Genomic DNA, 13,579 nt, shown 5'->3' on the forward strand with positions numbered 1-13,579 from the left:
CATTTTCGTATAAAAAGTCGTATTTCGACTTCGAGACGCCCCTTTTGTCTGCCAGAAACGTTGATATATCCATGTTTCAGATTGGAAAACTGCCCTTTTCGGACAGTCCCTTTTTCTGTTTCAGACAAGCTACGACAGACGGTACACCGCAAACGGCTCTCCGTGACGGTACGGGTCGCTCAGGCGGTCCAGCTTCTCCATCGTTTCCGCATCGAGTGCAAACGAAGCGCTCTGCACGTTATCCGTGAGCTGGTCTACGCTGGTCGCCCCCACGATCACGGTCGAAACAGCCGGCTTGTGCATCAGCCAGGCGAGCGACAGCACGCTTGGAGATACGCCCAGCTCGGCTGCTACCGCACTTACTCGCTGCCCGAGCGCCACATTTTCCGCACTCAGCCTCTGGACAAAGCGCGGCTCTTTATCGGCGCGAGATCCTGCCGGAGCTTTGTCCACGCTCGTATATTTTCCGGTCAAAATGCCCCCCGCCAACGGGAAGTACGGGATGATGCCCACGCCCTGGTCGAGACACATCGGCACCAGCTCGCGCTCCGGCGTGCGGTCCGCGAGCGAATAGCTGACCTGTGTCGAGACGTAGCGGTTCAGCCCTTCCTTTTCGCTGATCCCGATTGCCTTCATCAGCTCCCACGCCGCGTAGTTCGACGCCCCAATGTAGCGCACCTTGCCGGAACGCACCATGTCATCCAGGGCGCGCAACGTCTCTTCCAACGGCGTCTCCGGGTCGAAGGTATGGATCTGGTACAAGTCCACGTAGTCTGTCCGCAGCCGTTTCAGGCTGTCTTCCAGCTCGCGCATCAGATGATAGCGCGACGAGCCTCGCTCGTTCGGCCCGTCCCCTTTGACCAGACCAGCCTTCGTCGCCAACACGACCTCATGCCGTTTTCCCTCCAGCGCGAGCCCGATGATCCGCTCGGATTCGGTTTGCGTGTAAATATTGGCCGTATCAATGAACGTGATTCCGTTGTCGATTGCGGTATGGATAATCTCTACGGATGTCTTTTCATCGGCGCGTCCCCCAAATGAATTGGTTCCCAGGCCCAGCGCTGAAACCTTCAGGCCGCTTTTTCCCAAACGGTAGTATTTCATGATGGCAGACCTCCTCTTTTCATGGAAATGGCTTGTGTAAAGGCTCTTCTATTATCTCGTATTTGTTGGGTAATTTCATGTTTTTACCTGAAAAACCACACAATAAGAGCACATTTGCAGATTGTCTAACCATAACGTTTACGTTAAGGTTATAGTTATGAAAAAAACGACTCATAAAATCAGCTACTATCAGATCAGAAAGGAACCGACGCGATGTACCGAATCGACGAAGTTGCGCAAAAAACGAATTTGACCAAGCGGGCGCTGCGCTATTACGAAGAACTGGGCTTGGTGTCTCCGTCCGGCAGGACCAAGGGGGGCTACCGGATGTACACGGACGAGGATGTCGAGCAGATTCTCCGCGTCAAAGACATCCGCGACTTGCTCGGCGCTTCGCTCGCCGAGATCAAGGAAATGATGGAGCTGGGACGCAAATACGAGGAGCAGCGCGAGTTTTACCACCAGCACTACATGGGACGCGAGCTTGAAGGCGAGGAATTGTTGAGACGAATTGAGACATTGAAAACACTGGAAAAGACGCTCGGCACCCAGCGAGACATTTTGCTCGGGAAAATGACCAGAATGCAAGAGCTGCTGCAATCATACGAGGAAAAGCTGGAACGCATCGTCACTAAACGAATGGAATTGGAAAAAATAGCAACAAGGAGGTAGCACATCCATGTCTTCTGACGCGCATTCATTACGCTCGATTTTACAGCAGCCAAAATCGGCTTACGCGGTAGCGTTTGCCTGTGTCGTGGCCTTTATGGGAATCGGGCTTGTCGACCCGATTTTGCCCGCGATTGCCGCCAAGCTGCAGGCGACGCCGAGCCAGGTGTCTTTGTTGTTTACCAGCTACATGCTGATGACCGGAGTGACCATGCTCATTACCGGATGGCTGTCCAGCCGCATCGGCCCGAAACGAACCATGCTGTTCGGCTTGCTCGCTATTATCGTCTTTGCTTTTTTGGGCGGCATGGCCAACTCCGTCAACGGAATCGTCTGGTTCCGCGCCGGCTGGGGGATTGGCAATGCGTTCTTTATTTCGACGGCTTTGGCCGTGATCGTCAGCGTCGCGAGCGGCGGTACTGCCTCGGCGATTGTTCTGTACGAAGCGGCGATCGGACTGGGAATGTCAGTCGGCCCGCTTCTCGGCGGCTTGCTCGGAGGGATTAGCTGGCGCGGTCCGTTTTTCGGCGTGTCCCTCTTGATGGCGATTGCTTTTCTCGCTGTCTTTGTTCTATTAAATGAAGTGCCGAAGCCAAAAAAACGCACCTCGCTGCTCGATCCGTTCCGCGCCCTGCGCTTTCCCGGTCTTTTTACGATGGCGGTAACGGCGCTGCTTTACAACTTCGGCTTCTTCACCCTGCTCGCCTATTCGCCGTTTGTCCTGCACATGGATGAGCACAGCCTAGGGCTGGTCTTCTTTTTCTGGGGCGTCCTGCTCGCGATTACGTCCGTGATCGTTGCGCCCAAGCTGACCGATCGCTTCGGCTCCGTCCCTACCTTGTACGTCATGCTGCTCTTGCTTGCGGTTGATCTGGCGTACATGGGTTTCGCTGTTTCCTCGCAGACGGGATTGGTCGTCGCGATTGCTGTCGCCGGAGCGATTTTGGGGATTATCAACACGATTTTGACCACGGTCGTCATGGATGTCGCTCCGGTCGAGCGCGCAGTAGCCTCGTCCGCGTACAGCTTCGTCCGCTTTGTCGGCGGGGCGATTGCCCCCTGGCTGGCAGGCAAGCTCGCGGAATGGTATTCGTCCCAGGTACCGTTCTACGTCGGTGCACTCGTCGTACTGGTCAGTATTATGGCGCTGTCACTCGGGCGCCGCCATTTGGCAAGCGTCCATTAAAACCAAGAAAGAAAAAGGCACCTGTACCGCTGCGCACTTTTGCACAGGGTCAGGTGCCTTTTCCTTTTTTCTGTCCTTCGCCAACCAGGTGCACTCGCTTTGCTCTGGCCGATACGCCTTGTTGGTGAGTCTTCCCAGCGTGTGCGAAAATACCGCGAACCGCCACCGTCTTGCGCAAGCTGCCTCAGCGCTTCCGCAGGTACGGACCCCACACCTTTTGCAAAAGCCGGATGCCCGCGTCCATCTCTTCCGTCGTCAATCCGCCAAAGCCAAACTGGAAGGCAGGAAGTCCTTTGTACTGCGGTTCCATCCATTTGTGCGAGGTGGGGTAGACACGCACTCCCGCCGCAGCCGCTATTTGGGCAAGCTCCAAAGCCGTACGGTCGCTGCTCACCTCGACCGTCACCGACAGGCCGGCATCCTGCCCTTTCAGCAAAATGTAAGGCCCGAGCTGCTCCTGCAAAATGTGCAGCATCGCATCGTGCTTTTTGCGGTAGAGCGTGCGCATCTTGCGAATATGGCGCTCCCAGTCTCCGTTTTTCATGAACAAAGCCAGTGTCTCCTGGTGAATCCGCGATGCCGACTGCTCGTAATCCGCCAACTGCTCCCGGTATATGGCCAGCAACTCCTGCGGCAGTACCATGTAGCTGATGCGAATGGACGGCAGCAGCGCCTTGGAGAACGTCCCAAGGTAAATGACCCGTCCGTGTGTATCCAGCCCCTGGAGAGAAGGAATCGGTCGGCCGTGATAGCGAAACTCTCCGTCGTAGTCATCCTCGATAATATAGCCGCCTGTCTGGTTCGCCCATTGCAGCAGCTTCAACCGCTTTCCATACGGCATGACGATCCCCGAAGGGTCCTGATGAGAAGGGGTAATGTACACATATCTCGCCCCGCTTTTACCGAGCGCTTCAACGTCGATCCCGTCCTCCTCCAGCCGGATCGGACATATGTCAAAGCCAAGGCGAGCAAACACAAAACGAACCCCGTTGTAGCCAGGCTCCTCCATGGCGACAGCCTGTCCGCGCGGGCCGAACAAAAAGCCGAGCAAGCTAATCATGATTTGCGTACCCGCACCGATCACAATCTGCTCCGGTGTCGCCTGCACCCCGCGAGCGCGGCTCAAGTAGCGGGCAAGCTCCTCCCGCAAAAGCGGCTCCCCCTGCCTGTCGCCGTAATGCAGCACGTTGCGGTTCTCTTTTTGCATGCACTGGTTGGTATATTTGCGCCAGCGCTCATAAGGGAAGTGCTCCGCATCTACCCGAGCCTGGTGAAAATCGTAGCGAATCGGGACGGGGTGCCCGTCTGGCTGTTCCGCAGCCTTTTGCCTGCATCCGCTTGCGACAGCCGAAGCGCCAACAGCACCCGTGGTCTGGGCTGGCTTTTTTCCCAAACGCTCCCCCAGCGGGCCGTCCCACTCCACATCTACGACATAAAAGCCGCTGCGCTCCCGACTCTCAATGTACCCTTCTGCCAAAAGCTGATGATAGGCGCACTCCACAGTTGTTTTGCTGACCTGCAAAAATCCGCTCAAGGCCCGTACAGATGGCAGCCGCGTCCCCGAAGACAGCTTGCCCGCCTGGATTTCTGCGCGAAAATACCGATAGAGCTGCAAATACAACGCTTCTTTGCCCTCAACCAGATGGGGACTGACGTCTAGCATATTCTGTTTTCTCCTCTCCTGCCAACTGACCTGCCTCCCTTTTTTCAATCTGCACATGTTCACGAAGGGCAAGTCGGTCTATGCTTGTTTATATCAGAAAATTTGTACATTTCAAACCAATTCGGCACACTTGTCTGCACGCAGGCGCAACCAGCGCTTCTCCACGTCCAGTGGTCACGCTTTGATCCGCTGCTTTTGGGAAAAGAAAGGCCGACGGAGAATATTCTCCATCGGCCCCCGGCTTATCCGATTGTCTGTAGCAGGTCGCTTGTTACGCGAGATACGCTTCCCGAACCTGTGGATTTGCCAGCAGAGTCTGGGCGTCGTCCTTCAAGATGATTTCTCCTGTCTGGATCACATAGCCGCGATGAGCTACAGAGAGGGCCTGGTTCGCGTTTTGCTCTACCAACAGGATCGTCATACCTTCCTTGTTCAGCTCTGTAACGATGTCAAAAATTTGTTCGACGAGGATCGGAGCCAAGCCCATTGACGGCTCATCGAGCATGAGAATTTTCGGCTTCATCATCAGTCCACGCGCGATCGCCAGCATTTGCTGCTCACCGCCGGACATCGTGCCGCCTTTTTGGTCGATCCGTTCCTTGAGACGCGGGAAGTAGGTAAAAGCACGTTCGATTCCTTCCTCGATCATCTTTTTATCCGATACGCCGAAGGCTCCCATTTCCAGATTTTCACGTACAGTCAGCTTTGGAAAAATCCGGCGGCCTTCCGGCACATGGGCGATTCCCGCACTGGCAATATCGTGGGTACGCATCTGGGTGATATCCTTGCCGTTGAAGATCACTTTGCCTTCCCTGGCGCGAGTTTGACCGCAGATCGTTTTCAGGGTGGTCGATTTTCCCGCCCCGTTGGAACCGATCAAGGTGACAACCTCGCCCTGGTTGACGGTAATGCTCAATCCCTTCAATGCGTGGATACCGCCGTAATAGGTATGAACGTTATTCAGCTCTAGCAATGCCATCGTTTTTCCTCCTTCTACGACACTTCCGACGCACTTTTTCCGAGGTAGGCTTCGATTACGTTCGGGTTGTTACGGATTTGCTCCGGCGTGCCCTCCGCAATTTTCCGGCCATAGTCCAGTACGTGAATGTATTCGCTGAGTCCCATGACCAGCTTCATGTCATGCTCGATCAGGATAATCGTCAGGTCAAGCTCGCGTTTCAGCTTGCGGATAAAATCAGTCATCTCGACTGTCTCGCGCGGGTTCATCCCTGCCGCAGGCTCGTCGAGCAAAATGATCTGCGGATTCGTCGCCATCGCCCGAGCGATTTCCAACCGGCGCTGCAAACCGTATGGCAGGCTGCCAGCCGCTTCGTTGGCAATATGCTCAATGCCTACGTACTCCAGAAGCTGATACGCTTCTACGCGTGCCTTTTCTTCTTCTACCCGCACACGCTTGGTGTTGAACAAAATGCCGAGCAGCCCGGCCGACAAGCGGCTGTGAACGCCGACCATCACGTTTTCCAGCGCCGTCATTTCTTTGAACAGCCGGATGTTTTGGAACGTCCGGGTAATCCCGCGGCTTGCGATCTGATCGGGACGCAGCCCTTTGATGCTTTTGCCGTCCAGGAGAATTTCTCCCTCATCCGGCTCGTAAAATCCGGTAATCATGTTGAAAAAGGTCGTTTTCCCGGCCCCGTTCGGACCGATAACAGCGGTAATGCTTCCTTTTTCTATCGAAATCGAGACATCCTGGTTGGCGACCAGTCCGCCAAAACGCTTCGTCAAGTTTTTTGCTTCCAACAATGCCATGCCTTTTTCCCTCCTCGTCCGCTATGACTGCTTGCCAGAAGCCAATTGGGACAGCTTGCCGAGAATTCCCAGCTTTTGCTTGCTGAATTCGCTCTCTTTGATCGCGTCGAGATCGCTCTTTTTCCGTTTGGCCGGAATCAGTCCGTTCGGACGATACAAGGCTACGAGAATCAGCATGATCCCGAAAACGAGCCGCTGGAACTTGGACGGGTCCAACTGGTTCGGCAGGTTGATAATTCCGGATTGCTGCAGGCTGTGCAGGAAGTTGGAGAACTCTTTCAGGAGCTGCACCTGCAAAATGGTAACAAAAGCGGCTCCAAGCACGACGCCCGGAATGCTTCCGCTGCCGCCGAGAATGACCATGACCAGAATCCCGATCGATTCCATCAGCGTAAAGGAAGTCGGATCGATAAAGGTCTGCTTGGCTGCGAAAATAACTCCGACCACACCTGCGAAGGAAGCGCCTGTAGCAAACGCGGCCAGCTTCGCATTCAGCAGCGAGATCCCCATGGACTGTGCCGCCAGCTCATCCTCGCGCACCGCGATCCAGGCACGGCCCAGACGGGAATGCTCAAAGCGGATATTCGCCAGGACGATAAAGGCGATCACGAACAGAACGATGAAGTAGAAGAAAAACGGCGTCCCCATCTTGATGCCGAACAGTTCCGGCGACGGAATGGGGGTAATCCCTTGCGGACCGTTTGTAATGTTGATCGGTTTGTCCAGGTTATTAAAAATAATCCGAATAATCTCACCAAAACCGAGCGTAACAATGGCGAGGTAGTCCCCTTTTACCCGCAACACCGGCAGACCGAGCAATATCCCGAAAATCGCTGCCACGATCAGGCCGACGATGAGGAACGGCCAGAACCATTCACCAGAGAGCGGGAACAGGTTCCCTGCGATAAACTCATTCGCTTGCGAGGTCGAGAAGATCGCGTAAGCATACGCACCGGCAGCGAAGAAGGCGACGTATCCCAAGTCAAGCAGACCCGCGAAACCGACTACGATGTTCAGTCCGAGCGCCATCGCCACGTAGATGCCTACCTGTGAAGCAACCTCCATGTAGTAGCGGTTTTCACCGGCAACGAGCGGAATGATGACGAGCAGGACGGCAGCCCCGATAACCAGTTTGATCGTCTTGGACGTATTCGTGTAATAGACGAGCACGATCGAGGAGAGAATGCCGAGAAACGCGATAACGGATTTGTCCATGAAGTGCAACGCAGCCGCAAAGACGGCAATCCAAACCAACGTGAGCGCGAGCGGAATTCCTTTGAACGTTTTCCAGGCCAGATTTGCCATTGGTTTCACCTACACTTTCTCTTTCACAGCTTCGCCAAACAGCCCTTCCGGCTTGAAGAGAAGCACGAGGATTAGAATGCTGAACGCAAACACATCTTTGTACTCGGCACCGAATGCGCCGTTGGTCAGTGGCCCCATGAATGCGCCGGAAAGCGATTCCAAAAGGCCCAGCAGCACGCCGCCCACCATAGCTCCGCGCAGGTTGCCGATCCCGCCGAGAACGGCTGCGGTAAATGCCTTCAAACCGAGAATAAAGCCGATATAAGGGTCAATCGTACCGTAGTTTTGCGCAAACAGCACGCCTGTCGCTCCACCAAGGCTGGAACCGATCAAGAACGTAAGCATGATTACTTTGTCCACATTTATGGTCATCAGCGAAGCCGTGCTCTGATCCTGCGCTACGGCACGCATGGCGATTCCCCATTTTGTCTTGTTAACAAACAGCGTCAGCGCAATCATCATCACAATGGCAATCACAATGACGATCAAGCCCTTGGTTGGAATCGAAGCGATACTGCCCAAAGAAATCGAACCAGTAAAAAGAGTGGGACTGTTCAGATAAAATTCGTTACGAGCCAGCGCTTCCGTAAAACGAACAAGGTCTTGCAGCAAGAACGATACACCGATGGCAGAAATCAGTGGCACGAGACGCGGCGCTCCACGCAGCGGCCGATAGGCAATCCGCTCGATTCCCACTCCGAGCGCACCTGTAAGCACCATGGCAATTATCAGTGTCAAGAATAGTGCGACAAAAGGATTCATGCCTTCCAGAGCGCCCAGGGAGTCAGAGATCAGCAATACCTCTGTACCGACAAATGCCCCGACCATGAAAATTTCCCCATGAGCAAAGTTGATGAATTCCAAAATACCGTAAACCATTGTGTAGCCCAGGGCCACAACCGCATACATGAATCCAAGTGTTAATCCGTCAACCAACACCTGAGGCAAAATGTTGAGCATGCCTTCCCATCCCTCACTTCTCAATAAACTTGTAAAAATTTTCTGCATTCATCCCTATGACTGGACGTGAGTTTCAGTAGAAAGGGGCGAACACAAGCGTGCCGCCCCGGACTGTATGAGGCAGGAAAGAGTGTACGGTGATGTTGGCTGTGATTACTCGGCCTTGCCTACAAAAGTGGACTTGTCCTTGTCATACTTGTAAATGAATACATCTGCGTTTACGTTGTCACCTTTTTCATCAAAGGTAACTTTCGTAAATTGCCCTTGGAAATCTTTGGTTTTGTGAACTGCTTCGAGTACTTGCTCACGCGTTGGTTTTTTGCCACCGTTCGCTTTGATTGCTTCCATGACGCCGTTGAGGATGACGTTCATGGAGTCGAAACCGTAGACGGAATAGGTTTCAAGAGGCTTGTTGGTCGCTTTCTTGTACTCTTCAGCCCACTTCTTGCCCTCTTCGGTTTGTGTCACGTCACCTGCCACTGATGTAAACACAACTCCTTCGACAGCATCGCCGGCTATTTTAATCATATCAGAAGAGTCCAAGCCGTCGCCACCCATAAAATATCCCTTGTAACCTTTTTCACGGGCTTGCTTGACGAGAATTCCACCTTCTGGATAAAGTCCCCCGAAGAAGATGATGTCAGGGTTCTTGGCCGTTACCTGGTTCAGTACGGCACTGTAATCTTTTTCACCTTGCGTGATCCCTTCGTAACCGAGAATTTGCACGCCGTCTTTTTCAAACTGCAGTTTGACCTGGTCGCTCAAACCTTGGCCGTACGCTGTCTTATCATGAATAATAAAAGCTGTTTTCACGCCGAGCGTGTTTTTCGCGTACATGGCCGCTTTTGGTCCTTGAGCGTCGTCACGGGCACAAATCCGGTGTACGGTTTTCTTGCCTTCTTCCGTAAGCTTGACCGCCGTATTGGCAGGAGACACCATGACCAGATTGCCTTCCTCGTATTTCACGGACGATGGAATCGCTACACCGGAGTTCAGATGGCCAACGACCCCGTACACATCAGGGTTGGAAATGAGCATTTCCGCATTGGATACGCCGATTTTCGGGTCCGCCTGGTCGTCCTGCGGGAAGAGCTGGATGTCGAAGCCGAGCTTTTTGAACTCTTCTTTGCGAAGGTTCAGTGCGTATTCGGCTCCTGTCTTGATCGCGTCTCCAAGAGAGGACTGGTTCCCGGAGAGGGGAGTTTGGGTTGCGATTTTAATGACACCACCGTCTGTTGCTCCGCCACCAGAAGCGCTGGACTGGTCGGTCGACTGCTGACCACCTCCACTTGTGTTAGATCCACCTGATGAATTGCTGGTTCCCGCGCAACCAGTGAGTGCCACACTCGTCGCCAATACCGCAGATAAAATACTGATGTGAGAGAGTTTTTTCATGCGGAATTGAATCCCCCTTTAATTATTCTTTATTTTTGTCCTCGCCAGACGATCTACCCTACCTACCAGGCTGCGACGATGCGATCACTCATTTTGTTCGGACAGAAGAATAGATGCGGCTTGGTTATTTTTATTGTAAAATAAATCTGATAATTTACAAGAGGTAAAATATTTTTTACGATCATATATCTGATCCTTACATACTCGTGATTTCATTCCGTTCTATTGAAATCAAATAATTATATCTTTGCTTTAACATAGCAAAGCGTTAATGTTATCCATCAAATTTACCCTATCAAATAAACGCTCCCCCTGTTACAGAGGGAGCGCCGGAACCAGGATTTGTCCCGTTTTTACGTCTGCGATTCCATCCGCAGTAAGCCGCGCATATGGCAGGTGGGTGGCGGTGAAAAACAACAGCGAGTAGAGCGGATCGAGATGCACGTGTCCTTTTTCCCGCAGCTTGGCCGTCAAATTTTCCGCCATGGCAATCACTTCCTCCATGGGGGCTGGGGAAAATTTTCCCGCAAGCGGCAACGGGCACTCGCAGGAAATCTTTTCCTTGTCGATCAGCACGACACCGCCTCCGATTTCCCTGACTCGCGCAAGCGCCGCCGCCATCGCCTGCGGATCACGCCCGATGACCAGCCAGTCGCCGGATGCTGTGTAGGAGCTGGCCAGGCCCTCGATATGCTCGCCATAGCCGCGCAGTACCGCTGCTGTGCGCCTTTTCCCGGAGGGATCGACGCTGACGATCAGGGCCAGCTGCGGATCGTGCGCCAGGGAGACGAAGCCGCTCTCGTCTACAGGCAGTTTTTCCAGCGTCATACGGGTAATGACGGCGTTTTGCATGTTCAGCACAGGAGCCATCCCCTCTGTATCCGGGCGCAGCGTGAACCATTCGGCTTGCGTTCTTTCCTGCAGGGAATCGACGGGCGAAAACGAGTAGTCCGCCCAGCGCGGCTCGATTGTTGGCACGAGCAGCCTGCCTACTTCCGCGGCCTTTTGTCCGTTGGCAAAAACCGCGAGCGGCGCAGGCTCGTCCCTGGCTTGCAAAAGCAGCATATCTGCGATTCTGCCGGGCGCGATACTGCCCAGCTCGGCGTCAAACCCGTAGTAGACAGCCGGATTCAGCGTCGCCATCACATAAGCTTCCTCCGGCGGCATGCCCGCTTCAATCGCGACGCGAATCGTCCCGTCCATGAAGCCGTTTCGGTGCATGGGCGGGGTGCTGCCATCCGACGTCAGCATCATCCGGGGCGACCACGGAAGCCCGAGCGCGAGCCATCCTCGCACCAGCTCCGGCAAATCAGGGCGAATCGAGGAATGGCGAAGGGTGGCGTACATGCCAAGCCTGAGCCGCTGCAGCAAATCCTCCGCCGTAATCCCTTCGTGACAGGCAGTGATTCCGGCCGCTCCTGCGATGTTCAGCGTTTCGTACGAGGCTCCGGGATGATGCCCCTCCATTCTTTTCCCCAGATCGCGCGCATGCTTCAAACCAAACAACAGGGTCTCGTCCTCCTGCAGCACGCCGGACCAGTTCGTCAGTTCCCCGCCCTGGACGACGAGGGGATGCTCCAGCATGCGGGCCAGACCTTCTTTTGTGAATTGCGGATGCTCTTTGCCCGTTTGCGGATCGAGTCTCGCCCAGAAAAACTGCTTGACCGGATGGGCGGACAAAGACTCCATCAGCGCTGCCACTTGCCCAGGCGGCAAACTCATCAGCATCAAGGTGTCGGACACGAGTGTAGTCGTCCCCCGCTCCAGTGCGAAGTCCGCCAGTGTGAACGGATTGTACCATTGGAAAGGATGGGCGTGCGGCTCGATGTATCCGGGCACCACATACTTTCCATTCGCTTCGACGATCACCGTATGCTCGTCCGTGAGCGGCTCCTTTTCCCCCACATAGGCAATCCGCTCGCCTGCCACGACGACATGGTGCTCCTGCCATTCTTTTGTAAACACGTTCAGGACGCTGGCCCCCTTGATCCACAGGCTGGCTGGCGCCTGTCTTTTGCTCACACGGAGCAGATTCCGGTACGCTTCCTCTGATAAAGCTCGAACTCGCATGCTTTTTCTCTCCTCTCGCTGTCCATTGTCGTCCGCATCAACTGAGCGGTCGCTCATTTCACTTAACTGTTCGCCGCCCGCAAAGACTTCCCCTGCTTGCCGCGACACTTCGTCCTGCAATTTCCACGGGTTGTCCTTTTGCCTTTATCACAGACTATGCGTAAAAGACGCGACAGGAGGCCTGTACAAATGCAAAGAAACGTTGGAACCACGGATGCGATCATCCGCATAACCGGGGGGCTTTTGGGACTGGCTTACGGCATCGGCAAAATGAGCCGTCGCCCGCACAATGCCCCCTGGCTGCTGATGGCTTTCTCCGCGATGAAGGTTGCGGAAGGCGCCACCCGCTTTTGCCCGATGTACAAAGCGCTGGGCATCAACACGATCAAGGCAAAAGGCATGTCGGGCATGATGGACCAAATGAAGCAAAAAGGGATTCAAACCGTCATGAACCAGGTGACGGGCGCAATCAGCGGTTCTTCCGCCAAAGGCAAGGAGCACAACAAACAGGAGTCAAGCGCTACGAATACAGCCGCCGCAGACACACAAACTGCCAAGTCGCAGGCTGCTGCTGCAAACACGAATGCCGCGACGCAGCAAAACAAACCGGAAAAAGGCAAGCTGTCTGCCGAAGACCAGTTGATCGAACAAGCTGCCCGCGAGTTCATTTCCTACCGCTCCCAGGAAAAGGACGACAGCAGTACAAACTACCCTACTTACTCGTAGAAAAGAGGAGACGCTGCACATGATCGTCGGAACTCCCCTCTATGAATGGCTGTCCCACAATCTGTTTGTCGCAGCCATGATCGTCGGTGCCATTGGCGTAGTGGGCTACTACGTTTTTTACGCCTCCAAGCGAAAAGGACGCTATCGGCAATAAGCTGACAGCCCAAAAGGAAACCAACCGCCTCGTCTTTTCGCAGGCGGTTTTTCCATTTACAAAATTAATTGCCAGACATATAATTGTCAAAGCAATTAATTTCGCGAACAAAGGAAGGTTCTTCGCATGATCGACCATTGGCAAAAGGAACCGATCGGCTTTCTGATCGGCAATACGTACAGACGCCTGATTCATTATGTGTCCCTGTTTTTGCGCGAATTTGACCTGACGACGGAGCAGTTTGCCGTCTTGTACCGGCTTCGGGAAGAGGACGGAATCAACCAGAAGGAGCTGGCTTTGCGCTCTGCCAAGGACCAGCCGACCATGACCCGCATTCTCGACAACCTGCAGAAAAAAGGGTGGATTGAAAAAAAGCTGAGCGAACAGGATCGCCGCGCCTATCTCATCACGCTCACGCCGAATGGCAGGGAGCGGATTGAACAGGCCATTCCCGCAGAGGCCAGGGCAATCGCGGATGTATTTGCAGGTATTTCACCGGAAAAGCTCGCTTTTTTGCGGGAAATATTGCTTGCGATCAATGAGAACGTAAACCGCCATACACACGAATAGGAGATGA

The 13,579-nt window shown here is 54.1% G+C and carries 13 protein-coding genes; 5 read left to right on the forward strand and 8 right to left on the reverse strand.

Annotated features, from left to right (window positions below):
* Positions 1–129 precede the first annotated feature (129 nt).
* Entirely contained in the window at positions 130–1,104 is a 975-nt protein-coding gene (locus EDM57_RS09030; RefSeq protein ID WP_122904447.1) for an aldo/keto reductase, read from the reverse strand.
* Positions 1,105–1,317: 213 nt separating this feature from the next.
* On the opposite strand from EDM57_RS09030, the gene EDM57_RS09035 reads away from it, so the two are divergent.
* Complete coding sequence (locus EDM57_RS09035; protein WP_122904448.1) at positions 1,318–1,776, forward strand: MerR family transcriptional regulator; 459 nt, start codon at positions 1,318–1,320, stop codon at positions 1,774–1,776.
* A 7-nt stretch (positions 1,777–1,783) separates the two neighbouring features.
* Positions 1,784–2,959, forward strand: a complete 1,176-nt coding sequence (locus EDM57_RS09040) for an MFS transporter (protein ID WP_122904449.1) — start codon at positions 1,784–1,786, stop codon at positions 2,957–2,959.
* A gap of 184 nt (positions 2,960–3,143) precedes the next feature.
* Here EDM57_RS09040 and pdxR read toward each other — a convergent pair whose 3' ends face one another.
* From pdxR to EDM57_RS09075, 7 genes are all read right to left on the reverse strand, one after another.
* Entirely contained in the window at positions 3,144–4,622 is a 1,479-nt protein-coding gene (gene pdxR, locus EDM57_RS09045) for a MocR-like pyridoxine biosynthesis transcription factor PdxR (protein ID WP_122904450.1), read from the reverse strand.
* Positions 4,623–4,893: 271 nt separating this feature from the next.
* Entirely contained in the window at positions 4,894–5,601 is a 708-nt protein-coding gene (locus EDM57_RS09050) for an ABC transporter ATP-binding protein (RefSeq protein WP_122904451.1), read from the reverse strand.
* A gap of 14 nt (positions 5,602–5,615) precedes the next feature.
* Entirely contained in the window at positions 5,616–6,392 is a 777-nt protein-coding gene (locus tag EDM57_RS09055) for an ABC transporter ATP-binding protein (RefSeq protein ID WP_122904452.1), read from the reverse strand.
* 21 nt (positions 6,393–6,413) lie between these two features.
* Positions 6,414–7,697: a branched-chain amino acid ABC transporter permease gene (locus EDM57_RS09060; RefSeq protein WP_122904453.1), complete on the reverse strand. Its 1,284-nt coding sequence runs from the start codon at positions 7,695–7,697 to the stop codon at positions 6,414–6,416.
* A 9-nt stretch (positions 7,698–7,706) separates the two neighbouring features.
* Positions 7,707–8,657, reverse strand: coding sequence for a branched-chain amino acid ABC transporter permease (locus tag EDM57_RS09065; protein WP_122904454.1), 951 nt, complete (start codon positions 8,655–8,657; stop codon positions 7,707–7,709).
* Positions 8,658–8,810: 153 nt separating this feature from the next.
* The gene (locus EDM57_RS09070) at positions 8,811–10,052 is read right to left on the reverse strand and encodes a branched-chain amino acid ABC transporter substrate-binding protein (RefSeq protein ID WP_122904455.1); all 1,242 of its coding nucleotides are present in this window, start codon (positions 10,050–10,052) and stop codon (positions 8,811–8,813) included.
* A 315-nt stretch (positions 10,053–10,367) separates the two neighbouring features.
* Positions 10,368–12,122 (reverse strand): adenine deaminase C-terminal domain-containing protein, encoded by a 1,755-nt coding sequence (locus EDM57_RS09075; protein WP_122904456.1) that lies wholly within the window; start codon positions 12,120–12,122, stop codon positions 10,368–10,370.
* A gap of 189 nt (positions 12,123–12,311) precedes the next feature.
* Here EDM57_RS09075 and EDM57_RS09080 point away from each other — a divergent pair, with 189 nt between their 5' ends.
* The 3 genes from EDM57_RS09080 (at position 12,312) to EDM57_RS09085 (ending at position 13,572) form a co-directional block, all read left to right on the forward strand.
* Positions 12,312–12,848 (forward strand): YgaP family membrane protein, encoded by a 537-nt coding sequence (locus EDM57_RS09080; RefSeq protein WP_122904457.1) that lies wholly within the window; start codon positions 12,312–12,314, stop codon positions 12,846–12,848.
* A gap of 19 nt (positions 12,849–12,867) precedes the next feature.
* On the forward strand, positions 12,868–13,002 hold the full coding sequence (locus EDM57_RS23895; protein ID WP_281274228.1) for an EYxxD motif small membrane protein: 135 nt from the start codon (positions 12,868–12,870) through the stop codon (positions 13,000–13,002).
* Between the two features lie 126 nt (positions 13,003–13,128).
* Positions 13,129–13,572, forward strand: a complete 444-nt coding sequence (locus EDM57_RS09085; protein WP_122904458.1) for a MarR family winged helix-turn-helix transcriptional regulator — start codon at positions 13,129–13,131, stop codon at positions 13,570–13,572.
* The last annotated feature ends 7 nt before the right edge of the window (positions 13,573–13,579 follow it).

Source organism: Brevibacillus gelatini (assembly GCF_003710935.1).
Classification (GTDB): Bacteria; Bacillota; Bacilli; order Brevibacillales; family Brevibacillaceae; genus Brevibacillus; species Brevibacillus gelatini.